The following is a 26,068-nucleotide window of genomic DNA, read 5'->3' as shown; positions in this document are numbered from 1 at the left end:
GGCTCCGCCCCCGGTACGGACGCCTCCGGTCCCGCGCAGCCGCCCGCCTCCCCCCCCGGCCGGCCGCCCCCCCCCCCCCCCCCCCCCCGGGGCCCCCCCCCCCCCCCCCCCCCCCCCCCCCCCGCCGCGGTGCCGGGCGACCGCCACGACTCCGGCCGCTCCGCCCCGCACCCGAGGACCTGCCGGGCCGTGCGGCCGGTATCGGTGCCCGTGCCGGACGACCGCCGGGGCCGCACCGTCTCCGGCCCGGCCGCCCTTCGCCCCCCGCCGTGACCGGACACGTCCTGCTCGGGCGATCCGGCGCCCGGTCCGGCGCGCTGCCGGACCCGCCGGCCGGCGGCCTCGTACCCGCGCCCGCACCGCGCTCGTCCCCGGGAGCCGCCCCATGACGCGACCCGCCGTGTCCGCCCACCGAGGAGGCGCCGAACGCGTCCGGCCCGCCACCCGGGAGGCGTACGAGGACGCGCTGCGCTCCGGCGCGGAGTACATCGAGTTCGACGTCCGGCGCACCGCGGACGGCGTGCTCGTCGTCCACCACGACCCCCGGGTCCGGCACACCGGCCCCCTGCTGTCGGCGCTCACCCACGCGGAGCTGTGCGAGCGGGCCGGATACCCGGTGCCCGCCGTCGAGGAGGTCATGGCGCTGATCGCCGGGAGGGCCGTCGGGCACCTGGACCTGAAGGAGACCGGGTACGAGCGGGAGCTGATCGACCGCGCGACCGCGCTGCTCGGCGCGGACGGGTTCGTCGCCACGACCCTGGAGGACCGTTCCGTCGCGGCCATCACCCGGGCGTTCCCGGCCGTGCGCACCGCGCTGTCGCTGGGCCGGGACCGCCGGGAGCTGCGGCCGGCCCGGCTGCCGGGAACCCGGCTCAGCGAGCTGCTGCCCATGCGCCGGGTGCGGGCCTGCGGCGCCCACGGGGTCGCGGTGCACCACCGCCTGGCCCGTGCCACCGTGCTGCGCGAGGCCGCCCGCAACGGCCTGTTCACCCTGGTCTGGACGGTCAACGACGACGCCCTGACGCGGCTGTTCCTCGCCGACGAGCGGGTGGACGTCCTGGTCACCGACCGCCCCCGGCGCGCCCTGGAGCTGCGCGACCGGCTGCCGGGCGCACACGGCCCGGCCGTGCGCCCCCTCGGGCCTCCCTCGCCCTGACCGGAACTCCTCCCGGGATTGACAACAGGCCACTCAAGTTTTGTGCTGGAGTTCTGAGGTGCCCTGGCGGAAGGGGACGGCGATGGGACGTGCGGTCGGAATCGATCTCGGGACGACGAACTCGGTGGTGGCCGTGCTGGAGGGCGGTGAGCCCACCGTCATCGCCAACGCGGAGGGGGCCAGGACCACGCCCTCGGTCGTGGCCTTCGCCAAGAACGGCGAGGTGCTGGTCGGGGAGGTCGCCAAACGGCAGGCCGTGACGAACGTGGACCGCACCGCCCGCTCGGTCAAGCGGTACATGGGCGACGCGCACTGGCGCTTCCCGGAGCACGGCTCCGTCGACGGCACCCGCTACCGGGCGCAGGAACTGTCCGCCCGGGTGCTGCAGAAGCTGAAGCGGGACGCGGAGGCGTACCTCGGCGAGGACGTCACCGACGCGGTGATCACGGTGCCCGCCTACTTCGACGACGCCCAGCGGCAGGCGACCAAGGAGGCCGGGGAGATCGCCGGCCTGAAGGTGCTGCGGATCATCAACGAGCCCACGGCCGCGGCCCTGGCGTACGGGCTGGACAAGGAGAACGACCAGACGGTCCTCGTCTTCGACCTGGGCGGCGGCACCTTCGACGTGTCGCTGCTGGAGATGGGCGAGGGCGTCATCGAGGTGAAGGCCACCAACGGCGACACCCACCTGGGCGGCGACGACTGGGACCAGCGGATCGTCGACCACCTGGTCAAGCGGTTCAAGGGCCAGTACGGCATCGACCTGTCGGCCGACCGGATGGCCGTGCAGCGGCTGCGCGAGGGCGCCGAGAAGGCCAAGATGGAGCTGTCCTCGTCGTCCGAGACCACGATCAACCTGCCGTACATCACGGCCTCCGCCGAGGGCCCCCTGCACCTGGACGAGAAGCTCACCCGCGCCCAGTTCCAGGAGCTCACCGCGGACCTGCTGGACCGCTGCCGCAAGCCGTTCCACCAGGCGATCGAGGACGCCGGGGTGAAGCTGTCCGCGATCGACCACGTGATCCTGGTGGGCGGCTCCACCCGGATGCCCGCCGTCACCGACCTGGTGAAGGACCTCACCGGCAAGGACCCGCACAAGGGCGTCAACCCCGACGAGGTCGTGGCCGTCGGCGCCGCCCTCCAGGCGGGCGTGCTGCGCGGCGATGTCAAGGACGTCCTGCTGCTCGACGTCACCCCGCTGTCCCTGGGCATCGAGACCAAGGGCGGCATCATGACCAAGCTCATCGAGCGCAACACGACGATCCCGACCCGGCGTTCGGAGATCTTCACCACGGCCGCCGACAACCAGCCGTCGGTCGGCATCCAGGTCTACCAGGGCGAACGCGAGATCGCCGCGTACAACAAGAAGCTCGGCGTCTTCGACCTCACCGGGCTGCCGCCCGCCCCGCGCGGCGTGCCGCAGATCGAGGTGGCCTTCGACATCGACGCCAACGGCATCATGCACGTCTCCGCCAAGGACCTGGCGACCGGCCGCGAGCAGAAGATGACCGTCACCGGTGGCTCGGCGCTGCCCAAGGACGACATCGACCGCATGATGCGGGACGCCGAGCAGTACGCCGAGGAGGACCGCAGGCGCCGCGAGGCCGCCGAGACCCGCAACCAGGGCGAACAACTCGTCTACCAGACCGAGAAGTTCCTCCGGGACAACGGCGACCAGGTCCCGGCCGACACGAAGGCCGAGGTCGAGGCCGCCGTCGCCGAGCTGAAGGGGCAGCTGGACCAGCAGGCCGACACGGCCGCCCTGCGCGCCGGCGTGGACAAGCTCGCCACCGTCAGCCAGAAGATGGGCCAGGCGATGTACGCCCGGGCGCAGCAGGCCCCCGCCGGGGACACCGGGCAGCAGGGCGCGCCGCAGGAGGAGGAGGGCGTGGTCGACGCGGAGATCGTCGACGAGGAGGCCGGGGACAAGGGCGGCAGGGACGGCGCGGCCTAGGGGCTGTCGTTCGGATCACGCCGCGGACGCGGGGCCCGGCACGCGCGTCCGCGGCGTTGTCGTCGGTTGCCGATGCTCCGCATCGCCGCCCTCCTCCGCCTTGCGGCCGCACGCACCGGGCCCCGCTCACCGGCGCTGACGACACACAGTCGATTCCCCGCGACCTGATCCGAACGCCAGCCCCTAGGGTCTGTCCGACGATTCCCGCCTGTCTCGCGACGCCGTGCACGCACTCTCGCCGCACCGGGCGCAGAGCCGAGTACGTCCCGTACGAGGCTCCGCGCCCGGCACGCCGAGACCACGCACCTGACGCCGCGCGCCCGCCCTCCGGGCGACGACGGGAAGGGGCGGACGACCCCTAGCCGCCCGCCCGGGCGGGCGGCAGCGTCGCGTGCACCGCGTCCAGGACGGCCGCGTACGGCGTACCCAGCTCCCGGAGCCGGCCGCGGAGCCGCTCCAGGCCGTCGCGGTGCGCGGTCAGCGGCCCGGTCTCGCCCGTGCGGGCCGCGAACTCCAGCACCGCCGGCAGGAAGTCGGGCGGCTCCTCGCCGGTCAGGTCCAGACCGTGGGCGCGGTACAGCTCCCGCCAGGCGGCGGGGGACGTCCCGGACGGCCGGGTGCCGCCGTCGTCCCAGGCGCTCAGGTACAGGCTGCGGCCCTGCTCCGCGTCGAACACCTCGGCGTAGTGCGCGGCCAGCTCGGCCGCCGGGCCGGCCGCCGCGTGGTCGGTGAACTCCCGCAGCTGCGGGGCGGCTTCGCGCAGCAGCGGCAGCCGCGCGCGGAACGCGTCGCCGGGGTACGTCAGGCACAGCGCGGCCGCCTGGTACAGCACCTCGAAGCCGGGCATCGGGCCTCCTTCCGGGCTCCCTCGCCTCGCCCCGTGCGCCACGGCGCAGGGGGCCGTCCGGCACGCCTGCTCCGCGGCGCCCGGCCCGCACCCCCGACGCCCGGCTCCGCCCGGGCGGCTCCGCCACGGGGGCGCTCCGGCACCTCGTGACCGCACGCACCGGACGCCGCGGAGCCCGTCCGCCGGGCGGGCGACGGGGAGGTACCAGACAGACGCTAGGCGCGGGCGGGGGAGCGCACCTTCCGGCGGGGCCCGTACGGGTCAGCGGCCGCGGTCCGCCCGGGCGGGGTCAGGGATTGCGGGCCACCCCCGCGTACACGGGCACGATGCCCTCCGCCTGCGCCGCGACGTCCTCCGGCTCCGGCCGCCACCCGTGCACGGGGATCACCCCGGGGCCCAGCAGCTCCAGACCGTCGAAGAAGCGGGCGAACGCGGTCAGCGGGCGCGGACGGAACGGGGTGCCGCCGCGCCGGAAGAGGTCCGCCGCCCGCTCCACGGCCCCGGGACCGAGGTCCGCGGTGACCTGCGACAGGATCAGGAGACTGCCCGGGGCGAGCGCGGCGACGTACGCCCGCAGCAGCCCGTACACGTCGTCGCCGTCCGGGTCGTCGTCCAGGTAGTGGGTCAGCGCGACCAGCGACAGCGCGACGGGCCGGCCGAGGTCCGGCACCTCCCCGGCCCGGCCGAGCAGGGCGGCGGTGTCGCGGGCGTCGGCGTGCACGTACGCGGTGCGGCCCTCGGCGGTGCCGCGCAGCAGCGCCTCGGCGTGCCGCAGCACGACCGGGTCGCGGTCCGCGTACACCACCCTCGCCTCCGGCGCGACCGCCTGCGCGACCTGGTGCAGGTTCGGCTCGGTGGGGATGCCCGTGCCGATGTCCAGGAACTGCCGGATCCCGGCCTCGGCGGCCGTGCGCACGGCCCGGTGCGTGAACCGGCGGTTGGCGCGCGCCCCGCGCCGCACCGTGCCGTCCACGGCGAGGATCGCGCGCGCCGGCTCCTCGTCCACGGGGTGGTGGTCCTTGCCGCCCAGCCACCAGTCGTAGACGCGGGCCGGATGCGGCCGGCCGGTGTCGATGCCGTCGGGTGCGGCGTCGGGTGCGGTCATGAGCCGTCCTCTCCCGGGGCGCCCCCGGCGGTCAGAAGCGGTCGCGGTACTCCCGCAGGAGCTTCTCGGTGCGCCGGACGGAGGCGGCCCGGGCCGTCATGTGGTCCAGCACCTCCAGGTGCGTGGAGATCTCCCGGCGGGAGTCCAGGTAGAGGGCGCCCGTCAGGTACTCGGCGCACACCATGTCGGGCAGTTCCGGCTCGGCGAAGCGGAACAGCGTGAACGGCGCGCACGTCCCCGGGTGCGGGCCGCTCGCGAACTCGGCGACCTGGAGCGTGATCCGGTCCCGCGCGGCGTATTCCAGGAGCTTGTCGAACTGCTCGCGCATCACCGCGCCGTCCCCGCCCACCGGGCGGCACAGCGCCGTCTCGTCCATGATCACCCACAGGTGGGGCGGGTCGGGGCGCTCCAGCAGCCGCTGCCGCTCCATCCGCAGCGCCACGTGCCGGTCCACCGCCCGGGGGCCCGCCGCGCCGATCGTGCCGGCCTCCAGCACGGCACGCGCGTACGCCTCGGTCTGCAGCAGGCCGGGCACGAAGTGCGGTTCGTAGCAGCGGAGCAGCCGGGCCGCGCCCTCCAGGCTCACGTACAGGCTGAACCAGTCCGGCAGCACGTCGTGGTACCGCTGCCACCAGCCCGGCCGGTTCGCCTCCTGCGCGAGCCGCACGAACGCGGCGATCTCCTCGTCGGGCAGGCCGTACGCGGTCAGCAGGACCTGCAGGTACGGGATCTTCAGCGCGACCTCGGCCGTCTCCATCCGCCGCACGGTCGCGGGGGCCACCCGCAGGACCCGGGCGGCCTCCTCGCGCCCGAGCCCCGCCGTCTCCCGCAGTTCCTGCAGCCGTCTGCCCAGCACCACCTGGCCCACGGTGGGCGCGGCCCGCCGCTCACTCACGCCACGCCTCCACCCACGCGCCGAACTCCGCGATCAGTTTGGCATGTTCCGGCTACGGAAGGGACGGGATCGCGCAGGAGTGGCCGGTCCCCGGTGCTCCCGCGGGGCGGCCGGGGGAGCACCGCCGCCCCGGAGCCGGGCATCCGCCGGGCCGGGCCGGGCCTTCGCCGCGGAGCCCGGCGCCGCATGACCTCGCGGGTAATCGACCCGGCCGGCCCCGCGCGGGATCGTGGACGCGTCGGGTCCCGGGCCGGCGCACTCCGGCCCGGGACCCGGCTCCCGTACCCCGACCCTGACGGAGAGTGATGCCCCATGTCCGCTACCCCGCTCGCCACGCTCGCCCGGACCTCCGAGCCGCAGTCCGCGCTGCGCCGCTTCCTGGCGCTGGACGCGGTGGTGACCGGTGCCAACGCACTGGCCTACCTCACGCTCTCCGGCCCCCTCGGACGGCTCTTCGCCGTGGACGGCACGCTGCTGCTCGGCCTCGGCGCGTTCCTCACGGCGTACGCGGCGGGCGTCGGCCTGCTGGCCGCGCGCCCCGACCCGGCGGCACCGGCCGTGCGGGTCGTGGTGGAGGCCAACCTCGCCTGGGCGGTGCTCAGTTGCGCGGCGCTCGCGCTGTGGCTCACGCCGAGCACGGCCGGCGCGGTGTGGACGGTGCTCCAGGCCCTCACCGTGGCCGGATTCGCCGCCCTCCAGCACATGGCCCTGAGGGTCCGTCAGTCCAGCAGCCCGTGAAGGTACTTGGCCGTCGCCGGATCGGCCGGGAGGAACGTCTCGATGGCCAGCTCGGCGACGGTCACGTCCATCGGCGTGTTGAACGTGGAGATCGAGGAGATGAAGGACAGCGTCCGGCCCTCGTGCTCGATCTGCATCGGCAGCGCGAAGTACGGGTGGGGCGGCTCGTCCGCCGGCTCCGCCCGTGCGGCGTCCTCCGGCAGCGGGTAGGCCGCCACCTCCTCGTACAGCTTCCGCAGCGGCTCCGAGCGGTGCAGCGCGATCTGCCGCTCCATCTGGGCCAGCAGATGGCCGCGCCAGGCGCGCAGGTTGCGGATGCGGGGCGCGAGGCCCTGCGGGTGCAGCGTGAGCCGCATGGCGTTCAGCGGTGGGACGAGCAGGTGCTCCGGCACCCCGTCGAGCAGCATCGTGATCCCCCGGTTGGCCGCCACCACGTGGTACGTCGCGTCGACCACCAGCGCCGGGTAGGGCTCGTACCCCCCGATGAGCCGCTCGATGCCCTCCCGCAGGGCGTCCAGCGACGGGTCGCCCAGCGGGGTCTCCGGGTAGTGCGGGGCGTATCCGGCCGCCAGCAGCAGCGCGTTGCGCTCCCGGACCGGCACGTCCAGGTGCTCGGCCAGCCGCAGCACCATCTCCTCGCTGGGCCGGGAGCGGCCCGTCTCGATGAAGCTGATGTGCCGGGCGGAGGAGTCGGCGCGCAGGGCCAGCTCCAGCTGGCTGACGCGCCGCTGCTCCCGCCAGGCCCGCAGCAGCGGGCCCACGCCCCGGGCGGCGGAGACGGCGGTGGCCGTGGGTGCGGTCATGCCAGGACCGTAGTCGAGAAGTGGCCGATCCCGACAGGCACCCCTCCTGACCAGGGACTCCGGGCACCGGCTGTGGCAGGCTGAAGGAGGATCCCAGCAGGACGCGCGAGCGAAGGAGCGCAGCCCATGCCCGTCGAACCGCTGTCGCACGAGGAGATCGAGGACCGGCTGGCCGGACTGCCGGGCTGGTCGCTCGACGGGGACCGCCTGACCCGTTCCTACCGTCTCGCCTCGCACGTCGCCGCCGCCGCGATGGTCGTGCACGTCGCCGCCGTCCAGGACGAGCTCGACCACCACTCCGACCTCACCCTCGGCTACCGCACCGTCTCCCTGTCGGTGCACACGCACAGCGTCGGCGGCGCCGTCACGGAGAAGGACGTCGAACTCGCCCGCAGGGTGGAGGACCTGGCCGCGGCACACGGGGCACACTGACGGCCGTGCTGGACTACGACGAGGAAGCGGAGTGCTACGACGCCTCGCGCGGCGGCGAGCCCAGGGCGGCGGCCGCCGCCGAGGCCGTGCTCGCTCTGGTGCCGCCCGGCGCGCGCAGCCTGCTGGACGTGGCCTGCGGCACCGGCATCGTCACCCGGCGGCTCGCGGCCGGACGGCCGGGACTGCGCGTGACCGGCGTCGACCTCGCGTCCGCGATGATCCGGCAGGCCGCCGCGCGGCTGCCCGGCGCCGTGGTGCGCGCCGACAGCCGCCGGCTGCCGTTCCGGGACGGGGCGTTCGACGCGGTCGGCAGCGTGTGGCTGCTGCACCTGGCGGCCAGCGACGAGGACGCGCGGACCGTCGTCGGCGAGTGCGCCCGGGTGCTGCGGCCCGGCGGGGTGTACGTCACCACGGTCGACAAGGGCCCCTCCCACAACGTGGGCAGCGACATCGATGTCGTCCTCGCCGCCCGCCCCCCGAGCCCGGTCCGGGACGCCGCCGCGGCCGTCGGGGCGTACGCCGCCGAGCACGGCCTGGTCCCGGCCGGGCGGGCCCGCTTCCGGGGGCACGGGCAGGGCCGCAGCCCGCGCCGCACCGTCGCGGACCTGCGGCGGGGCTGGTTCATGACGCTGCCGGCCGACGGTCCGCTCGCCGACCGGTTCGCCGCGCGCCTCGCCGCGCTGCCCGACCAGGACCGGCCCCGCCCCGACCCCGTCTTCACCCTCCTGGCGTTCCGGAAGCCGGAGGACCCCCGCTCCGCGTGACGGCCCCGCGCCGGGGAGGGGAGCCGGCGCGGCGGCGGTGGCGGGCCCGCCGGCCGCCGTGCCGGCGGCCGGCGCCGTGCGCGGTGCTCACGGGCGGTCCCCGGTGGTGCCCTCGGGCAGGGAGTCGGCGAGGTAGGCGTCGAGGTCGGGGACGGCGGGGGCGAGCACGTGCCGGACCCAGGCGTCGCGTTCGTGCAGGACCGGCGGCAGCTCCCAGACGCAGCCGATCCACGGCCGGCCGGTGGGGACGAAGTGCGCGGGGTCCCGGTCCGGGCAGCCGAGGACGGGCTGGCCGGCCGCGGCGCCCTCGAAGTGCAGCACGTTGTCCCACACCCAGCTGTACGCGTTCAGGTAGGCGCCGTCGTCGCCGCCCCGGTGCAGCACGACGAACGTCGCCGGCGGCGTGCGGTCGGGCTCCGGCAGTAGCCCGGGCAGCAGGGCGTACGCCGCCTCCGCCACCTCGGGCGCGATGCCCGCCGGGTCGGACGTGACGTGGTAGCGCTTGATCCACCGCCCCGCCACCCGGATCGGCGGCGGCACGGTGAGGAGTTTCTCGGTGAAGGCCATGCCGGGACGGTAGGAGCACTCTCCTGCCACCCTGTGTCAGTGAAGTCCAGCCGTCTCGTCTCGATCCTCCTGCTGCTCCAGACCCGGGGCCGCATGACCGCCGCCCAACTGGCCGAGGAGCTCCAGGTGTCGGTGCGCACGGTCTACCGGGACGTGGAGGCCCTCGGCGCCGCCGGGGTCCCGGTGTACGGCGACGCGGGCCACGCCGGCGGCTACCGCCTCCTGGACGGCTACCGCACCCGCCTGACCGGCCTCACCGCAGGCGAGGCCGAGGCCCTCTTCCTCGCCGGCGCCCCGGGCCCCGCCGCCCAGCTCGGTCTCGGCGCCCGCCTCGCCGCCGCCCGGCTCAAGGTGCGGGCCGCCCTGCCGCCGGAGCTGCGCGCCCACGCCGACCGGATCAGCGGCCGCTTCCACCTCGACGCGCCCGGCTGGTACACGGACGCCGGCGAGGCGCCCTTTCTGCCGGCGGTCGCCGACGCGGTCTGGAACAGCCGGGTGCTGCACGTCGTCTACCGCCGCTGGCGCGCCCCCACCGACGTGGAGCGCCGCCTGGAGCCGTACGGGCTGGTGCTGAAGGCGGGCCGCTGGTATGTCGTCGCCGGCCCCGGGCCGCGCACGTACCGCGTCGACCGGATCCTCGAACTCACCGCGACAGAAGAGGAGTTCACTCGTCCGGAGGGCTTCGGCCTGGCCGCGTACTGGGCGGCGTACCAGCGGGACTTCCACGACCGGCTGCACCGGTCGGAGGCGGTGGTGCGGCTCGCCCCGGGCGTGGCGCTGCCCGGCCGGGCGGGGGAGGCGGCGCGGCGCACCGGCCGCCCGGACGGGGGCGGCTGGACCCGGGCCACGGTGCCCATCGAGTCCGTCGACCACGCCCACGCCGAGTTCCTGCGCCTCGGCACGGGCGTCGAGGTGCTGGCCCCGGCCGAGCTGCGGGAGCGGATCGCCCGGACGGTCACCGAACTGGCCGCGCGGTACGGCAACCTCCGCGCGGACGGCGGCGACTGAGGGGGACGGAACCCTTCCGCTCCCCAGGAGGTACCTCGCGTGCCGCACCCGCACCCGCACCCGAAGAAGCACCGCAGACGCCGTGTCCTCGCCCTGTCGTCGGCGGCCGCCGCGGCCGTCCTGGCCGGCGCCGGGCTGACCGCGTTCGTCGGTGACACCGCCGAGGCGGCCACCGCCCGGCAGGTCGAGAAGCTCGACCGCGGTGTCGTCAGCGTCCACACCGGCAGCGGCAACCTGGTCGGCTGGCGCTGGCTGGGCACCGACCCGGACAACGTGTCCTTCAACGTCTACCGCGCCGGGACCAAGGTCAACTCCAGTCCGGTCACCGGCAGCACCACCTTCTTCCACGCCGGCGCCCCCGCCCAGGCCGACTACACGGTCCGCGCGGTCGTCAACGGCGTGGAGCAGGCCGACTCGGTCCACGCCGTCCAGTTCCGCACCGGCTACAAGGACGTCCCGATCACCCCGCCCGCCGGCGGCACCACCCCCGACGGGGTGGCGTACACCTACGAGGCCAACGACGCCTCCGTCGGCGACCTCGACGGCGACGGGGCCCTCGACCTGGTGCTGAAGTGGCAGCCCACCAACGCCAAGGACAACTCCCAGTCCGGCTACACCGGCAACACGGTCGTCGACGGCCTCAAGCTCGACGGCACCCGGCTGTGGCGGATCGACCTGGGCCGCAACATCCGCTCCGGCGCGCACTACACGCAGTTCCAGGTGTACGACTACGACGGCGACGGCAGGGCCGAGGTCGCCATGAAGACCGCCGACGGCACCAAGGACGGCACCGGCGCGGTCATCGGCAGCTCCTCCGCCGACCACCGCAACTCCTCCGGCTACGTCCTGTCCGGCCCCGAGTACCTGACCATGTTCGACGGCCGGAGCGGCAAGGCGATGGGGACGGTGGACTACGTCCCGGCGCGCGGCACGGTCTCCTCCTGGGGCGACTCCTACGGCAACCGGGTCGACCGCTTCCTCGCCGGCACCGCCTACCTCGACGGCTCACGCCCCTCCCTGATCATGGCGCGCGGCTACTACACGCGCACGGTCATCGCCGCCTGGGACTGGCGGAACGGCGCCTTCACCCGCCGCTGGACCTTCGACACCAGCTCCTCCACCAACAGCGGCAAGGGCTACGACGGGCAGGGCAACCACGCGCTGTCCGTCGCGGACGTCGACGCCGACGGCAAGGACGAGATCGTGTACGGCGGCATGACCGTCGACGACAACGGCTCCGGGCTGTGGACCACCAAGCTCGGCCACGGCGACGCGGGCCACGTCGGCGACCTGAACCCGTCCCGCGCCGGACTGGAGTACTTCAAGGTCTCGGAGGACTCCTCCAAGCCCGGCTCCTGGATGGCCGACGCGCGCACCGGCTCGGTCCTGTGGCAGACCGCCTCGGGCTCCGACAACGGACGCGGTGTGGCCGCCGACGTCCACGCGGGCAGCCCGGGCGCCGAGGCCTGGTCCGCCGCGGACACCACCCTGCGCTCGGCGACCGGCGCCTCCCTCGGCCGGGAGCCCTCCAGCGTCAACTTCCTGTCGTGGTGGGACGGCGACCCGGTGCGCGAGCTCCTCGACGGCACCCGCATCGACAAGTACGGCACCTCGTCCGACACCCGCCTGCTGACCGGCTCCGGCGTCTCCTCCAACAACGGCACCAAGGCCACGCCGGTCCTGTCCGGCGACATCCTCGGCGACTGGCGCGAGGAGGTCGTCTGGCGCACCAGCGACAACACGGCCCTGCGGATCTACTCCACGTCGCACGACACCACGACCAGGATCACGACCCTCCTGCACGACACCCAGTACCGCACGGCACTGGCCTGGCAGAATTCCGGTTACAACCAGCCCCCGCACCCCAGCTTCTTCCTCGGCGACGCCATGCCGACGGCACCACGGCCGACGGTGTACACGCCCTGACGGACCAGGCGCACCGGGCCCCGGCCGCGTGGTGCGGCCGGGGCCCGACGCCGTACCGGCGCCACGCGGTCCCCTCGCTCAGCCCACCGCACAGCTCCGGCCGTCCACCGTGAACGCCGTGGGGTGCGGGTTCGCGCCCGACCAGCTTCCGGTGAAGCCGAAGCCGATCGACGAGCCCGCGGCCACCGCGCCGTTCCAGCCGGTGTTCTTCACCGTGACGGAGGAACCCGCCTGCGTGTGCTCGGCGTTCCACAGCTGGGAGATCCTCTGGCCGTTCGGGAACGTCCAGTTCAGCGACCAGCCGGACCAGGCGCCGGTCCCGGTGTTGGTCAGCCGGACGTCCGCCTGGAAGCCGTCCGACCACTGGTTGGTGACCTTGTACGTCACCGCGCAGGCACCGGTCGGCTGGGGGTCCGGGTCGGGCTCGGTGCCGCCGCCCCCGGTGCCGGAGGTCTCGCCGTAGACGACCCCCCGGCCGTTGGTCGCGACGTACACCCGGCCGTACACGCGCGGGTCGCCGGTGATGGCCGCGCCCGTCCAGCCCCACTGGTGGGCGTCGTCGTTGACCCGGGTCCAGGTCGCGCCCTTGTCCGTGGAGCGGAAGATGCCGCGCACGCCGCCGATCTTCGCGCTGGTGTACAGCGTCTGGTAGGACGCGCCGGCCGCGGCCTTGCCGAAGCCGATCGCGTCGGCCTGGTCGACGCCCGGGAGCCTGGTGAAGCTCGCCCCGCCGTCCGTGGAGTGCCACAGCCCGTACGCGCCGTCCGGGGCGCCGCCCGCCAGCCAGACGTCGCCCTTCCCGCCGGGCAGCGCCTTGAAGCGGACGCTGTCCCCGGCGGGCAGGCCGGCCGCCGCGGACTCCTTGAAGGTCGCCCCGCCGTCCGTACTGACGTAGAACTTCCCGGACTTGAAGCCGTAGAAGGTCTTCGGGTCGACCCGGTCGGACTCGACGACCGCGCCCGCCGGGATGCCGCTGGACGCCGACCAGGACGTGCCGAACCCGGTCGTGTGGTGCACGCCGGTGCCCTGCGGGCTCCACACGAACCGGCTGCCGTCGGCCGCCGCCGCGACCGTGCCCCCGCCGCTGACGCCCGACGGATCGGTGCCCGCGAACCAGTTGGCGCCGTTGTCGGTGGAGAACGCCACGTGCGGACCGGAGTCCAGGTTGCCCACCCGCACGACCGTGTTCGGGTTGCCCTCGGCGAAGTCGAGGCTCGTCGTCGAGGTGAAGTTCGGCTGGGTGTACATCATCGCCGGGACCTTGGTGAGGTCCGTGTGCCGGAAGCCGCCGACGTCACCGAGGGCGCTGAGCAGCGGCGCGCCCGACGGGGGAGAGATCAGGTCGTTGACCGCGGTCTCCTCCAGGCCCCGCACCATGGGCGTGATGGTGAACTTGCCTCCCCTGTCCCAGTCGGTGAGGTTCTCGGTGCCGTAGACCGTCGCGCCCGTGCCGTACATCATCCGGTCGCTGTCGAACGGGTCGATCTCCAGCGACTCCGTCATCCAGCCGAGCTTCGGCGTCTGCTCGGGCGGCGAGGGGTTCGCGCCCCAGGTCAGCCACGGCGACGACGACACGTCCATGGTGTAGCGGTTCTCGCGGACCGGGTACGACGTGTAGTCCCACGCCTTCGTCCAGGTCGCGCCGCTGTCCGTGGAGCGGAAGATCTGGGTGTCCGGCCACCAGGAGCTGTACGCCGTGGCCATCACCGTGCCGGGCCGCTGCCGGTCGACGGTCAGCCCGCTGAAGCCGTAGTAGGTGTCGGCCTCGGCGACCGGGCTGATGTCCGTCCAGGTGCCCGTCGCCGTCGCGTACCGCCACAGCCGGCCCTTGCCGCCGTCGTACGGGCCGCCCTTGTCGCTGTACGCGAGGTACAGGAAGCCGTTCTCCGCGTCGAGGACGCCCTTGTGGGCCAGGTGGCCGGTCGGCTGCCCGGCCAGCCGCTGCCAGGTCGCGCCCGCGTCCGTGGAGCGGTACACCGCGTTGTCCTTGTCGGCGACCCCCACGTAGACCGTCTTCGTCGCGGTCCCGGACGTGCCGGTGGACTCGTCGAAGGTGACCCAGACGATGCCCTGGTTGTCGCTCGCGTACCCGGACGTGTCGCTCGGGTCCTGCGCGTAGGTGCCGACGTTGGGGAAGTTCGTCACCTGCGACCAGGTCGCGCCCGAGTCCGTGGACCGCCACAGGCCCTTGCCGCTGGGCGCGCCCAGGTACAGCACGCTGTTCCTGTTCGGGTCGACGGCCAGCCGCTCGCCCATCCCGCGGCCGGGCATGTTGCCGCCCAGCTTGAAGGGCAGGTCGGCCTTCCGCCAGCTCGCGCCCCGGTCCGAGGAGCGCAGCACCGCGCCGTTCCCCGGGTCCCAGTCGTTGGTGTACGTGCCGACCGCCGCGTACACCTTGTCCGGGTCGACGGCGTCGGAGGCGAGGCTGACCACGCCGGTGTGCCCCCAGTCGTCCCAGCCGACGTGGTCCAGCAGCGGCGTCCAGGTCTTCGTCGACTCCTGCCAGCGGTAGGCGCCGCCGATGTCGGTGCGGGCGTAGGCCAGGTCCTTCTCGGTGCGGTTGAAGACGATGCCGGGGACGAAACCGCCGCCGTCGATCCGGGCGTTCTTCCAGGTGTAGGTGTCGGCGGCGACGGACACCGCCGGCCGCTCGGCGGCCAGGGCGGGCGGGGCGCCCGCGAGGAGACCGGCGGCGAGCGCCAGCACGGTCGTGAGGATGCGGGTTCTTCGCACGGTGGGGATCCCTTCCGGGAGTGGGGAGGGGGAGGGGACGCGCGACCGGGCGGCCCTCAGTGCGGGTGAGGACCGCCCGGCGGTACGCGGAGCCTTCAGCGGGGACTTATTCCAGGAGCTCCGCGTACGAACCCATGGCGGTGGCGATGTCCGCCTGGGCCCAGAACCGGTGGTACGTGAAGGTGGGCGCGGCCCCGCCCGCCAGGTAGCTCTCGATCTTCGACCAGGCCGGGTCGTCCTCGTAGAAGGAACGGATGGAGTCGAACGTCGACGAGGAGTTGATCGTGTCGCCGTTGGGCATGGTGCCGGTCCAGCCGCTCGGGACGTAGACCGGGTCGTCGAAGCGGTTGTAGTCGGTGCGGGTCTCCGGGACGGCGATGCCCAGGTCGTCCTGGTGGTTCTTCCACATGCCGTCCAGCAGCGCCTTCGCCGTGCTCGCCGCCTCGGTGTCACCGGAGCGGTCCGCGTAGTACGTCAGCGTCTTGGCGTACGAGGCGGCCACGCCGACGTCGTTGGTGTAGTCGGCGACGGTGACGTGCAGCCCGTTGTTGGCGCCCGGGCTCGACGCGTTCCAGGTGTCGGGCTGGCCCGACCACTGCAGCGTCGACGGGATCCGGAAGGTGCCGTCCGGGTTGACGGTGGTGTGCTTCAGCGCCCAGTCGACCCACTTGTCCAGAACCGTCTTGGCCAGCGCGTTCCCCGTCTGCTGGTACAGCTCGGCGACCCGCTCCATCGACCACGCCTGGAACCCGAACCACTGGTTGGACGGCGGGTCGTGGTACACCGGCTTCTCGTCGTAGTACATGCCGTAGAACGTCGACTTGCCGGCCGGCGGGGCGGCGTAGCGGCCTCCCCAGCTGTTGGTCGCGCCGCCCGCGATGCCGCCCTCGGCGGACTGCAGCCAGCGGTAGAACTCCAGCTGCCGGTCCATCGACTTGGCCCAGTCCGCCGCGCCCGTCGCCGACTTCGGCTTCAGCGGCGCGTAGTTGGCGAGCGCGTGGGCCGCCAGCGGGTTCTGGTAGCCGCCGTGGGCGTGGCTGGAGCCGATGCGCCAGGCCCAGCCCGCGGAGGTGTCCACCGCGCCGCCCCAGGCGTAGTACCAGGAGAGCAGGTAGTGCGAGGCGTCCTTGCCGGTGCCGGCCGGGCACGAGGGGCTCGTGCAGTTGCCGATCTTCTTGAAGTACTTGTCGAACAGGGCGTAGCGCAGGTAGTCGCCCATCTTCGCGGCCTTGGCGACGGTCGCGGAGACCTGGGAGCCCTTGCCCTGCTCCTTCGCCCAGATGTCCGCCCAGTACGCGGCCTGCACGGCCCGCGCGTCGGCGTCCGGGGCGTTGGTGAACTTCCACTGCTTGGCGTAGGAGGCGTCACCGGTGAACAGGTCCAGGTAGCCGTTCTTGCCGCCGTACTTGAAGGCGTCGCAGGTCGGCTGCGGCACCGTCTCCCACACCGACTCCTGCGGCCCGCGCTGGAAGGTGTTGATGTACGACGGTCCGGTGTCCGAGGGACCCGCCTCGCACTTGCCGGGCGAGTTGCCGTAGCCGTACACGTTGTCGACGTCCTGGAGCCAGTGCATGCCGTAGACGTCGTCGGTGCCGTACGCGCTCTTCAGCTCGCCCGCGATCGGGTCCGGGCCGACGGAGACGCCGGTGTCGAGCCGGGAGGGGTACTCGTTGGGCGTGTCGTACTCCGGCGCGTACGTCGCCGGCTTGGAGGCGTTGTAGGAGGAGTTGGTCGGCTGGTCGGCGTGGGTCGGGATCATGTACTTCTCCATGATCTCCCAGGCGCCGTTGAACTTGGACCAGTCGCCCGTGACCTTGCCGTACATGGCCTGGAGCCACAGCAGGTAGCTGTACGCCTCCGACGTGGTCTCGTGGCCGTGGTCGGGGGCCTCGACGATCAGCGTCTCGACCGAGTGGTAGGGGATGCCCTCGGGTGAGAAGTAGCCGTTCGCCGGGTTGGTGATCTTCCCGTACAGCTCCAGGAAGCGCGCGTCGTACTCCTTCGTCGCCCCGAGCTGCGTCACGGTGACGGCGGCCTTGGCGTGTCCGGGCGCCGTCGACTCGAAGACGGCCGAGCCGGTGCCGGAGGAGCCGGCGCTGATGGTCACCTTCTGCGCGGTGTTCCAGTTCTGCGGGGTGAAGGTGAGGGACGCGCCGCCGGTCACGGTCAGGGCCGAGTTCCCGCTCGCGCGGGCCGTCGTCACGGTCACGTTCGCGCTCGGCTGCTTGGACAGCTTCACGTCGTACGTGCCCGTCTTGCCCTGCTGGACGCCCAGTTGGGACGGCGAGGCCACGACCGTCGGGCCGGAGGCGACCGTGATGCCGACCGGGGTGGACTCCGCGGACGCGCCGAGGCTGTCGTACGCCTTGGCCAGCAGCGAGTGACTGCCCACGGCCAGAGCGGCGACGGAGAGCGTGTAGGGCGCGCTGGTGTCGGTGCCGAGCAGCTCGGTGTCGTCGTAGAACTCGACCTTGCTGATCGTCGCGCCGTCCGCGGCCGCCGCGGTGGCCGCCAGCGGGACCGCCTCGCCCTGCGTGTAGACGGCGCCCGCGGCCGGGCTGGTCAGCACGGCGATCGGCGGCTGGTGGGCGCCGGTGCAGGGGGTGCCGTTGACGGTGAAGGACGTCGGAGCCGCGTTGGTGCCGCTGTAGGTGAACTGGGCCCCGGTGGACACGGCGGACCCGGCGGCCACCCGCGCGTTGTACGAGGCGTTTTTCACCGTGACGGCCTGGCCGGACTGCGACCAGCTGCCGTTCCAGCCGCTGCCCTGGAGCTTCTGGTTGCCCGCGTAGGAGTAGGCCACCGTCCAGCCGTCGATGGCGTCCGTACCGCGGTTGGTGAGGGTCAGCTCCGCCGTGAAGCCGGAGCCCCAGTCGTTGGTCTTGTAGTCGACGCTGCACTGAAGTGCCGCCGCCTGAGCGGGAGTCGATCCCGCGGACAGCGCCGTCAGGGGGAGTGCGAGGGCCGCGACCGCGGCGGTCCACAACCGCCGTACGGCTCCGCGTCTCCTGGGTGGGGGATGCATGGTGCTGGTTCCTCCTTGCGGCTCGACGAAGTCAAGGCTTGAACCAGTGGGAGCGCTCCCATAGTGAGGACGGGGCTGATGGGGGTCAAGACGTTCGAGGAGTCGAAAAGATTCGACAGGTCCGGTTCCGGGGAAGTCGGTAACTCCCCTGGTCTTTGCCGTCACTTGGCGCTAGCTTCATGGACACCAGTGGGAGCGATTCCATCAGTCGGCGTGTCCGTCACGGGCCCGAACTGCAAGGACTCGCTCATGCGACACCCCCCGCGTTCAGTACTTTTATCCGCCCCGCCCGCCGTCGCCCCCGTGCGCCGGTGCGGTCGCGGCGCTCCGCACGGCACCGGCGGCCCCGCCCGTCCGCAGGGCGCGGCGCACGGCCGTCGTCCGGTGGGGCACCGGCCCGCGGCGCCCCCGGACGACCGCCGGCGGCACCGCGCGACAGCCCGGCCGCCGGGGCCCGCGTCCCGAGCCATCGGTCCGGCGCCGGCCGGCCCTGCCCGGACCGGGCATCCGGACCGCTCCGGCCTGCCCGGGCCGCTCCGGGCCGTCCGGGCCGCGAAGCGACAGGCGTGACCCGGATCCACCGGGACCGCGCCCCCGCAACGCCCCGGCCGACCACCGCGGCGGACCGTACCGGCGCGCTCCCGTGCTTCCCCCCGCGTCACCGGCCCACGACCGACACGCCTTCCGAGGCGCTCCCACGACCGCGCACTTCCCGGCCCTGAGGCGGCGAGCCGCGTGCACCACCCGCTCCGCCTCACCCACCCATCCGACCCATCCCCACGGACAGGACGACCCCACTCATGAGTCGCACGAGAACCGCACTGCTCGCCGCCCTGGCGCTGACCGCCGGGGCCTCCGGGACGGCCCTCGCCGTCGACCCCGGAGGCGTCGGCACCGCCGCCGTCCCCTGCACCGTCGACTACAAGGTGCAGAACGACTGGGGCTCCGGCTTCACCGCCGCCGTGACCGTCACCAACAACGGCGCCGCCAAGTCGGCGTGGTCGGTGAAGTGGTCGTACGCCGGCACCCAGAAGGTCACCAGCGGCTGGAACGCCAAGCTCAGCCAGAGCGGCACCGCCGTCACCGCCGCCAACGAGTCCTACAACGGGACGCTGGGGACCGGGAGTTCGGTCAGCTTCGGCCTCCAGGGCACCTACAGCGGCAGCAACGCGGTCCCCGCCACCTTCACCCTCGACGGCGTGACCTGCAACGTCGACGACGGCAGCGGCGGACCCGGCGGACCCACCGACCCGCCCCCCACCGGCGGTGCCCGGGTCGACAACCCGTACGCCGGCGCCAAGGTGTACGTGAACCCCGAGTGGTCCGCGAAGGCCGCCGCCGAACCGGGCGGCAGCCGCATCTCCAACCAGCCCACCGGCGTGTGGCTGGACCGGATCGCCGCGATCAACGGCGTCAACGGCGGCATGGGGCTGCGCGCCCACCTCGACGAGGCCCTGAAGCAGAAGGGCAGCGGCGAGCTCGTCGTCCAGCTGGTCATCTACAACCTGCCGGGCCGCGACTGCGCCGCCCTCGCCTCCAACGGCGAGCTGAAGGCCGACGAGATCGACAAGTACAAGACGCAGTACATCGACCCGATCGCGGCCATCCTCGGCGACGCCAAGTACAAGGACCTGAGGATCGTCACCACGGTCGAGATCGACTCGCTGCCGAACCTGGTCACCAACGTCACGCCGCGGCCCACCGCCACGCCCAACTGCGACACGATGAAGGCCAACGGCAACTACATCAAGGGCGTCGGCTACGCGCTCAACAAGCTCGGTGACGTCCCCAACGTCTACAACTACGTCGACGCCGGACACCACGGCTGGATCGGCTGGGACGACAACTTCTCGTCCTCCGTCCAGATGATCAAGCAGGCCGCGACGGCCGAGGGCGCCACCGTCAACGACGTCCACGGCTTCATCACCAACACGGCCAACTACAGCGCCCTGAAGGAGCTGTACTTCACCATCAACGACTCCGTGAACGGCAAGTCGGTGCGCGAGTCGAAGTGGGTGGACTGGAACCGGTACACCGACGAGCTGTCCTTCGCGCAGGCCTTCCGCAACGAGGCCGCCCGGCTGGGCTTCGACTCCAAGGTCGGCATGCTGATCGACACCTCCCGCAACGGCTGGGGCGGCTCCGCCCGGCCCGCCGGACCGGGCGCCAGGACCGACGTGGACACCTACGTCAACGGCGGCCGCATCGACCGGCGCATCCACATGGGCAACTGGTGCAACCAGTCCGGGGCCGGCCTCGGCGAGCGCCCGCAGGCCAACCCGGAGCCCGGCATCGACGCCTACGTCTGGATGAAGCCGCCGGGGGAGTCCGACGGTTCCAGCAAGGCCATCGACAACAACGAGGGCAAGGGCTTCGACCGGATGTGCGACCCGACGTACACCGGCAACCCGCGCAACGGCAACAGCATGTCGGGTGCCCTGCCGGACGCCCCGGTCTCCGGGCACTGGTTCTCCGCCCAGTTCCAGGAGCTGATGCGCAACGCGTACCCGCCGCTGTCCTGAGCGGGTGACCCCCGGGGCCCGGCCGGAAACGGCCGGGCCCCACGGGCCGGACGACAAAGTGCCGGGGTCGTTTTTTGCGATACCGGCAACAGCAGTGGCCTTCCGCCGGTGCGTCGGCGCACGCTGACGGCATCCGAGCGAGAGGCTGGCCACCATGGCGCACCACCACGACCACACCGACATCGACTGGGCCGAGATGGGCCCGCTGCTGGAGTCCCAGGCCGAGCTGTTCACGCCCCTGTACGAGCGGGCCCTGGCGTGGCTGGCGAAGGAGGTGACCGAGCCGGGGCTGATCGTCGACGCGGGCAGCGGGCCCGGTGTCGTCTCGTGCCTGTTCGCCGAGACGTTCCCGGGGGCGCGGGTCGTGGCGGTGGACGGCTCCGGACCCCTGCTGGAGCGGGCCCGCGCCCGGGCCGCCCGGCAGGGCGCCGCCGACCGCTTCGACACGCTCGCCGGCGAACTCCCGGCGGTCCTCGACGAGTTGGACTACCCGGCCGACCTGCTGTGGGCCAGCCGCAGCCTGCACCACCTCGGCGACCAGCGCGCCGGCCTCGCGGCCTTCGCGGCCCGGCTGGCACCCGGCGGCACCCTCGCCCTGATGGAGGGCGGGCTGCCCGCCCGGTTCCTGCCGCGCGACCTCGGCTTCGGCCGGCCCGGCCTCCAGGCGCGGATGGACGCGCTGGAGGAGGAGTGGTTCACCCGGATGCGGGCAGGCCTGCCGGGCCACGTCGCGGAGACCGAGGACTGGCCGGCCCTGCTGGGCGCGGCGGGCCTGACGCACACCCGCACCCGCAGCTTCCTCCTCGACCTGCCCGCCCCGGCCACGGACCGCGCCCGCTCCTACGTCGCCGCGTCCCTGTCCCGTCTCCGCGACGGCTTCGCCGACGACCTGGACGCCGAGGACCGCGCCGCCCTCGACCGCCTCCTCGACCCGGACGACGAGGCGAGCGTGCACCGCCGCCCGGACGTGTTCGTCCTCGCGGCCCACACGGTGCACACGGCCGTGCGCGCGGACTGAGGCGGGCGGCCCGGACCGTGGCCGTGCCCGGCCGGGCGGCGCCGGGCACGGAGGAGGGGGAGGACCCGGCCGGGTCCTCCCCCTCCTCCGTGCCGACGGGGACCGTCAGGCCATGTCGAACGACGCCGGGTCCGGGCCCAGGCGGCGGTCCTCGTTCAGGGCGCTGATCGCCGCCAGGTCCTCGGCGTCCAGGGTGAAGTCGAAGACCTCGATGTTCTCCTTGATCCGGGACGGCGTCACGGACTTCGGGATCACGACGTTGCCGAGCTGGACGTGCCAGCGCAGCACGACCTGGGCCGGGGTGCGGTCGTGCTTCTGGGCGATCGCCACGATCGCCGGGACCTCCAGCAGGCCCTTGCCCTGGCCCAGCGGCGACCAGGCCTCGGTGGCGATGCCGTGCTCCGCGTGGTACTCGCGGGCGGCGTGCTGCTGCAGGTGCGGGTGCAGCTCGATCTGGTTGACGGCCGGGACGACGGACGTCTCGCCGATCAGCCGCTCCAGGTGCTCCGGCAGGAAGTTGGAGACGCCGATCGCGCGGATCCGGCCGTCGGCGTGGAGCTTCTCGAACGCGCGGTAGGTGTCGACGTAGGTGTCCCGGGACGGGACCGGCCAGTGGATCAGGTACAGGTCCACGTACTCCAGGCCGAGCTTGGCCAGGGACGCGTCGAAGGCGCGCAGCGTGGAGTCGTACCCCTGCTCGCTGTTCCAGAGCTTGGTGGTGACGAAAATTTCCTCGCGGGGGACGCCGGAGGCGGCGATGGCCTTGCCGGTGCCCTCTTCGTTGCCGTAGATCGCCGCTGTGTCGATGCTGCGGTACCCGGCCTGAAGCGCCGTCGCCACGGCCGACTCGGCCTCGTCGTCCGGCACCTGCCAGACACCGAAACCCAGCTGGGGCATCTCGACGCCGTTGTTCAGGATGATCGGGGGGACCTTGCTGCTCACGAGCTCGTGATCCTTCGGTTTGTGGTCAGGTGGTACTCCCATCGTCAACGATCACGGGCCGCGATGCATTCCTGACGAGGAAAACACGGCGAAATGCGTAGGCGACGAACCCCCGCTCACCGGGCATGTCAGGCGCGGTACAGCGCCGCGACCTCCTTCTCGTACGTCCGCTCGATCGCCCGGCGCTTCAGCTTCAGGGACGGCGTGAGCAGCCCGTGCTCCTCCGTGAAGGGCTGCGCCAGGATCCGGAACGTGCGGATCGACTCGGCCTGCGAGACGAGCGTGTTGGCCGCGACCACCGCGCGCCGCACCTCGGTCTCCAGGTCGGGGTCGCGCACCAGGTCGGCCGGCGGCATCTTCGGCTTGCGGCGCATGGCCAGCCAGTGCTCCACGGCCTCCTGGTCGAGGGTGACGAGGGCGGCGATGTAAGGGCGGTCGTTCCCGACGACGATGCACTGGCTGACCAGCGGGTGGTCCCGGACGCGCTCCTCCAGCAGGCCGGGCGAGACGCTCTTGCCGCCGGAGGTCACGAGGATCTCCTTCTTGCGGCCGGTGATGGTGAGGTAGCCGTCCTCGTCGAGGGAGCCGAGGTCGCCGGTGGCGAGCCAGCCGTCCTGCAGGGTCTCGTCGGTGGCCTTGGGGTTGTTGAGGTAGCCCCGGAAGACGTTGGGGCCGCGCAGCCAGATCTCCCCGTCGTCCGCGATGTGCACGGTGACGCCGGGGACGGGCTGCCCGACGGTGCCGTAGCGGGTGCGTTCGGGCGGGTTGGCGGTGGCGGCGGCGGTGGACTCGGTCAGGCCGTAGCCCTCGTAGATGTGCACCCCGGCGCCCGCGAAGAACAGACCGAGGCGCCGGTCCATCGCCGACCCGCCCGACATCGCGTGCCGGATGCGGCCGCCCATCGCCGCGCGCACCTTGGTGTAGACGAGCTTGTCGAAGAGCTGGTGCTGCACGCGCAGCGCCGCCGACGGCCCGGGGCCGGTGCCCCAGGCCCTGGCCTCCATCGCGTCCGCGTACTTCACCGCGACCTCGACGGCCTTCTCGAACGGCCCGGCCCGGCCCTCCTTCTCGGCCTTGCGGCGGGCGGCGTTGAAGACCTTCTCGAAGATGTACGGCACGGCGAGGATGAACGTCGGCCGGAACGCGGCCAGGTCGGGCAGCAGGGCCGCCGCGTTGAGCTGCGGCTGGTGCCCGAACTTGACCCGGCCGCGGATCCCGGCGACCTGCACCATGCGGCCGAACACGTGCGCGAGCGGCAGGAACAGCAGGGTGGCCGCCTCGTCGCCCTTCTTCGAGTGGAACACCGGCTCCCAGCGGTCGATGACGGTGTCCGCCTCGTACATGAAGTTGCCGTGCGTGATCACGCAGCCCTTGGGGCGGCCCGTGGTGCCGGAGGTGTAGATGACCGTGGCGACCGAGTCGGGCGTGACCGCCTGACGGTGCCGGTGCACCACCTCGTCGTCGAGGTGGGCGCCGGCGTCGTACAGCTCCTGCACGGCGCCCGCGTCCAGCTGCCACAGGCGGCGCAGGTGGGGCAGCCGGTCGATGACGGTGGCGACGGTCATCGCGTGGTCCTCGTGCTCCACGATCGCGGCCCTGCACTCGGCGTCGTACAGCATCCAGAAGCACTGCTCGGCGGAGGAGGTGGGGTAGACGGGCACCACCTGGGCGCCGATCGTCCACAGCGCGAAGTCGAACAGGGTCCACTCGTAGCGGGTGCGGGACATGATCGCGACCCGGTCGCCGAACCGGACGCCCTGGGCCAGCAGGCCCTTGGCCAGCGCGAGCACCTCGTCGCGGAACTCGGCGCTGGTCACGTCCCGCCACGTCCCGGCGTCGTCCTTGCGGCCGAGCGCGATGTGCAGCGGGTCGTCCTGGGCGTACCGGAAGACGACGTCGGCCAGACCGCCCACCGGCGGCGCCGGCGCCGACGGAGGACTGGTGAACTCGCGCAAACCCGCTCCCCGCTCTTCGTGGCACTCCGCACAGCGCCGTGAAAGCTACCCCACCGGCGTGAGGGGCGGGAGGGGGCGAAAGCGGAGCAGTGCTCACGTATGCGCCGGTCGGCGGGGGACGATCGGCGCACATGCGGAAGGGGCGGACAGATTACTGACGTCCGAGTAAGTTTCGGTGCCGTAATCTTCACCGAACCTGTACGATCCGGTCACCGTCCGTGGTGGAGGTGGAGGCGGAGGCGGAGGCGGATCCGGCGGACCGTCCGGGCGTCACCGCTCCCCGTTCCCTCAGCGCACCGGCGGCCGATTTCGTCACCCGGCCGCGCCGCCCGTCGGGGCCCCGCGCGGACGGCCCCGGGGGCAGGTCATCCCGGCGGAGCCAGCCGCAGCGTCACGAAACGCGGCCGGTACAGGGACACGTCCCGGCTGAGCTGCGCCGCCGCACTCGCCGTCTCCAGCCAGTTGACGTCGTAGCTGAGCACCAGGCGTCCGTCGCCGCTCAGCTCCGGGTGCGCCTGCGGGTTGTACGCGGCGACCCGTCCCTCCGGCAGCGGCGGGCCGAACTCCCCCGCCGGCCCGTGCCAGGGCCCCGTGGGGGAGCAGGCCCAGTACGACGTCACCGTGGTCAGGCCCTCGGCGCCCGCGGCCATCGTGAACAGCACGTACGTGCCGCCGTACCGCACCACCGAGAACGCGCTGCCCACCCCGCGGCGCCGCCCGTCCCCCAGCACCGGCCGGGGGTGCGTGCCCCACCCGGAGCCGTCCCAGTACCGCCACGCGCCGGGTTCGCCGAGCCGTCCCCGCGGCACCCGTGCCACGTACGCGTGCGAGACCGGGCGGGAGACGGCCTGCCCGTCGTCGCCGCCGAAGACGTAGGTCCAGCCGCCCCGGGTCACCAGCGTCGTGCCGAACAGCACCCGACGGGACGGGTCGGGCGTCAGGCGCTGGTCCAGGACGGTGACGACCGACTCCACGCGCAGGTCGGGCAGGGACAGCGTGGCGACCTCGGTGGCCGTGGGCACGCCGTAGATCCAGGGGGAGGCGCCCGCCGTCCGCACCCACAGCAGCACCCGGACCACCTGCTCGGCCGCGCCGGGGGAGCGCGGTTCCACGCGGGCCGCGACCGGCCAGCGCCACCGGTCCGGGGCCGGGTCGGGGAACAGAGGGGCGGGCAGGGTGGCTTCGAGACGGCCGTCGCGCATCACCACGGCCGAGTTGCGCACCAGGGGCGCGGCCGCGTCCCGCCAGGCGGAGGACTCGCCGACCGGGTTGGGCGGGCCGTACACCCGGCCCAGGTAGGTGTCCGAGAACAGCCACAGGATCCGGCCGTCCGGCAGACGCAGCGAGTGGGTGCCGTCGCCGCCGGTCCAGTCGTCGGTGCGGGCCGGGTCGTCGCCGTAGCGCGCGAACTCGCCGGTGAGCCGGTCGTCCGCCGACCAGGAGGCGACCGCGTGCGGGCCGCAGCGGCCGCCGGGGTCGCCGCGGCCGTCGCCGGAGCGGCCGTCGCCGGGGCGGCCGGTGACGGTGAGCAGCGCGGCGGCGAGGACCAGGGCCAGCAGCAGGCCGATCCCGGCTCCCGTGCGCTGTCGTGCTCGTGCTGCGTCGTCGGGCACGCTCCGGGACGATAGGGCCTGTCCGGCGGCCGGGGCCAGACCGCCTCGCGCCGCGCGTGGCCGGG

The 26,068-nt window shown here is 73.4% G+C and carries 19 protein-coding genes; 9 read left to right on the top strand and 10 right to left on the bottom strand.

Features of this window, described 5'->3' with window-relative positions:
- Positions 1-385 precede the first annotated feature (385 nt).
- Both ACIF8T_RS37540 and dnaK read left to right on the top strand, forming a co-directional pair.
- Positions 386-1,156, top strand: coding sequence for a glycerophosphodiester phosphodiesterase family protein (locus tag ACIF8T_RS37540; protein WP_400041609.1), 771 nt, complete (start codon positions 386-388; stop codon positions 1,154-1,156).
- Positions 1,157-1,238: 82 nt separating this feature from the next.
- The gene (gene dnaK / locus ACIF8T_RS37535) at positions 1,239-3,110 is read left to right on the top strand and encodes a molecular chaperone DnaK (RefSeq protein WP_400041607.1); all 1,872 of its coding nucleotides are present in this window, start codon (positions 1,239-1,241) and stop codon (positions 3,108-3,110) included.
- A gap of 358 nt (positions 3,111-3,468) precedes the next feature.
- Here the strand turns inward: dnaK and ACIF8T_RS37530 are convergent, their stop codons facing one another.
- The 3 genes from ACIF8T_RS37530 to ACIF8T_RS37520 all read right to left on the bottom strand — a co-directional run bounded on the left by ACIF8T_RS37530 (position 3,469) and on the right by ACIF8T_RS37520 (position 5,957).
- Positions 3,469-3,957: a nitrate reductase molybdenum cofactor assembly chaperone gene (locus ACIF8T_RS37530; RefSeq protein WP_400041606.1), complete on the bottom strand. Its 489-nt coding sequence runs from the start codon at positions 3,955-3,957 to the stop codon at positions 3,469-3,471.
- 289 nt (positions 3,958-4,246) lie between these two features.
- On the bottom strand, positions 4,247-5,062 hold the full coding sequence (locus ACIF8T_RS37525; protein WP_400041604.1) for an SAM-dependent methyltransferase: 816 nt from the start codon (positions 5,060-5,062) through the stop codon (positions 4,247-4,249).
- Between the two features lie 31 nt (positions 5,063-5,093).
- Entirely contained in the window at positions 5,094-5,957 is an 864-nt protein-coding gene (locus tag ACIF8T_RS37520; RefSeq protein ID WP_400041602.1) for a helix-turn-helix domain-containing protein, read from the bottom strand.
- Positions 5,958-6,269: 312 nt separating this feature from the next.
- Between ACIF8T_RS37520 and ACIF8T_RS37515 the strand changes: the two genes are divergently transcribed.
- Positions 6,270-6,695: a hypothetical protein gene (locus ACIF8T_RS37515; protein WP_400041600.1), complete on the top strand. Its 426-nt coding sequence runs from the start codon at positions 6,270-6,272 to the stop codon at positions 6,693-6,695.
- On the opposite strand, the gene ACIF8T_RS37510 is transcribed toward ACIF8T_RS37515, so the two are convergent.
- Positions 6,677-7,498: a helix-turn-helix domain-containing protein gene (locus ACIF8T_RS37510; RefSeq protein ID WP_400041598.1), complete on the bottom strand. Its 822-nt coding sequence runs from the start codon at positions 7,496-7,498 to the stop codon at positions 6,677-6,679. The two genes, ACIF8T_RS37515 and ACIF8T_RS37510, sit on opposite strands and share 19 nt — an antisense overlap.
- Before the next feature lie 126 nt (positions 7,499-7,624).
- Here ACIF8T_RS37510 and ACIF8T_RS37505 point away from each other — a divergent pair, with 126 nt between their 5' ends.
- Positions 7,625-7,930 (top strand): 4a-hydroxytetrahydrobiopterin dehydratase, encoded by a 306-nt coding sequence (locus ACIF8T_RS37505; protein ID WP_400041597.1) that lies wholly within the window; start codon positions 7,625-7,627, stop codon positions 7,928-7,930.
- 5 nt (positions 7,931-7,935) lie between these two features.
- On the top strand, positions 7,936-8,694 hold the full coding sequence (locus ACIF8T_RS37500; protein ID WP_400041595.1) for a class I SAM-dependent methyltransferase: 759 nt from the start codon (positions 7,936-7,938) through the stop codon (positions 8,692-8,694).
- Positions 8,695-8,781: 87 nt separating this feature from the next.
- Here the strand turns inward: ACIF8T_RS37500 and ACIF8T_RS37495 are convergent, their stop codons facing one another.
- A complete protein-coding gene (locus ACIF8T_RS37495; RefSeq protein WP_400041593.1) occupies positions 8,782-9,261 on the bottom strand; it encodes a hypothetical protein in 480 nt (159 codons plus the stop codon).
- Positions 9,262-9,300: 39 nt separating this feature from the next.
- Here ACIF8T_RS37495 and ACIF8T_RS37490 point away from each other — a divergent pair, with 39 nt between their 5' ends.
- Positions 9,301-10,269: a helix-turn-helix transcriptional regulator gene (locus tag ACIF8T_RS37490; RefSeq protein WP_400041592.1), complete on the top strand. Its 969-nt coding sequence runs from the start codon at positions 9,301-9,303 to the stop codon at positions 10,267-10,269.
- Positions 10,270-10,308: 39 nt separating this feature from the next.
- Positions 10,309-12,195, top strand: coding sequence for a rhamnogalacturonan lyase (locus ACIF8T_RS37485; RefSeq protein WP_400041591.1), 1,887 nt, complete (start codon positions 10,309-10,311; stop codon positions 12,193-12,195).
- Between the two features lie 78 nt (positions 12,196-12,273).
- Here ACIF8T_RS37485 and ACIF8T_RS37480 read toward each other — a convergent pair whose 3' ends face one another.
- Entirely contained in the window at positions 12,274-14,928 is a 2,655-nt protein-coding gene (locus ACIF8T_RS37480; RefSeq protein ID WP_400041589.1) for a cellulose binding domain-containing protein, read from the bottom strand.
- A 106-nt stretch (positions 14,929-15,034) separates the two neighbouring features.
- Positions 15,035-17,953, bottom strand: a complete 2,919-nt coding sequence (locus ACIF8T_RS37475; RefSeq protein ID WP_400041587.1) for a glycoside hydrolase family 48 protein — start codon at positions 17,951-17,953, stop codon at positions 15,035-15,037.
- Positions 17,954-18,753: 800 nt separating this feature from the next.
- Here ACIF8T_RS37475 and ACIF8T_RS37470 point away from each other — a divergent pair.
- Complete coding sequence (locus ACIF8T_RS37470; protein ID WP_400041586.1) at positions 18,754-20,475, top strand: glycoside hydrolase family 6 protein; 1,722 nt, start codon at positions 18,754-18,756, stop codon at positions 20,473-20,475.
- Positions 20,476-20,629: 154 nt separating this feature from the next.
- A complete protein-coding gene (locus tag ACIF8T_RS37465; protein ID WP_400041584.1) occupies positions 20,630-21,493 on the top strand; it encodes a class I SAM-dependent methyltransferase in 864 nt (287 codons plus the stop codon).
- Positions 21,494-21,598: 105 nt separating this feature from the next.
- Here ACIF8T_RS37465 and ACIF8T_RS37460 read toward each other — a convergent pair whose 3' ends face one another.
- The 3 genes from ACIF8T_RS37460 to ACIF8T_RS37450 form a co-directional block, all read right to left on the bottom strand.
- Positions 21,599-22,435: an aldo/keto reductase gene (locus ACIF8T_RS37460; protein ID WP_400041582.1), complete on the bottom strand. Its 837-nt coding sequence runs from the start codon at positions 22,433-22,435 to the stop codon at positions 21,599-21,601.
- 128 nt (positions 22,436-22,563) lie between these two features.
- A complete protein-coding gene (locus ACIF8T_RS37455) occupies positions 22,564-24,390 on the bottom strand; it encodes an AMP-dependent synthetase/ligase (RefSeq protein ID WP_400041580.1) in 1,827 nt (608 codons plus the stop codon).
- 365 nt (positions 24,391-24,755) lie between these two features.
- Positions 24,756-26,003: a hypothetical protein gene (locus ACIF8T_RS37450; RefSeq protein WP_400041579.1), complete on the bottom strand. Its 1,248-nt coding sequence runs from the start codon at positions 26,001-26,003 to the stop codon at positions 24,756-24,758.
- Positions 26,004-26,068: the final 65 nt, after the last annotated feature.

This window comes from Streptomyces sp. NPDC085946 (assembly GCF_044540485.1).
Taxonomy (GTDB): Bacteria; Actinomycetota; Actinomycetes; order Streptomycetales; family Streptomycetaceae; genus Streptomyces.
Note: the sequence above shows the minus strand (reverse complement) of the source record. Positions and strands in the feature narration are given on the sequence as shown.

Excerpts from the sequence above, each read along its gene's own strand:
- ACIF8T_RS37540 (WP_400041609.1), top strand. The coding sequence starts at position 386 with ATGACGCGACCCGCCGTGTCCGCCCACCGAGGAGGCGCCGAACGCGTC.
- dnaK (WP_400041607.1), top strand. The coding sequence starts at position 1,239 with ATGGGACGTGCGGTCGGAATCGATCTCGGGACGACGAACTCGGTGGTG.
- ACIF8T_RS37530 (WP_400041606.1), bottom strand. The coding sequence starts at position 3,957 with ATGCCCGGCTTCGAGGTGCTGTACCAGGCGGCCGCGCTGTGCCTGACG.
- ACIF8T_RS37525 (WP_400041604.1), bottom strand. The coding sequence starts at position 5,062 with ATGACCGCACCCGACGCCGCACCCGACGGCATCGACACCGGCCGGCCG.
- ACIF8T_RS37515 (WP_400041600.1), top strand. The coding sequence starts at position 6,270 with ATGTCCGCTACCCCGCTCGCCACGCTCGCCCGGACCTCCGAGCCGCAG.
- ACIF8T_RS37510 (WP_400041598.1), bottom strand. The coding sequence starts at position 7,498 with ATGACCGCACCCACGGCCACCGCCGTCTCCGCCGCCCGGGGCGTGGGC.
- ACIF8T_RS37505 (WP_400041597.1), top strand. The coding sequence starts at position 7,625 with ATGCCCGTCGAACCGCTGTCGCACGAGGAGATCGAGGACCGGCTGGCC.
- ACIF8T_RS37495 (WP_400041593.1), bottom strand. The coding sequence starts at position 9,261 with ATGGCCTTCACCGAGAAACTCCTCACCGTGCCGCCGCCGATCCGGGTG.
- ACIF8T_RS37475 (WP_400041587.1), bottom strand. The coding sequence starts at position 17,953 with ATGCATCCCCCACCCAGGAGACGCGGAGCCGTACGGCGGTTGTGGACC.
- ACIF8T_RS37470 (WP_400041586.1), top strand. The coding sequence starts at position 18,754 with ATGAGTCGCACGAGAACCGCACTGCTCGCCGCCCTGGCGCTGACCGCC.
- ACIF8T_RS37465 (WP_400041584.1), top strand. The coding sequence starts at position 20,630 with ATGGCGCACCACCACGACCACACCGACATCGACTGGGCCGAGATGGGC.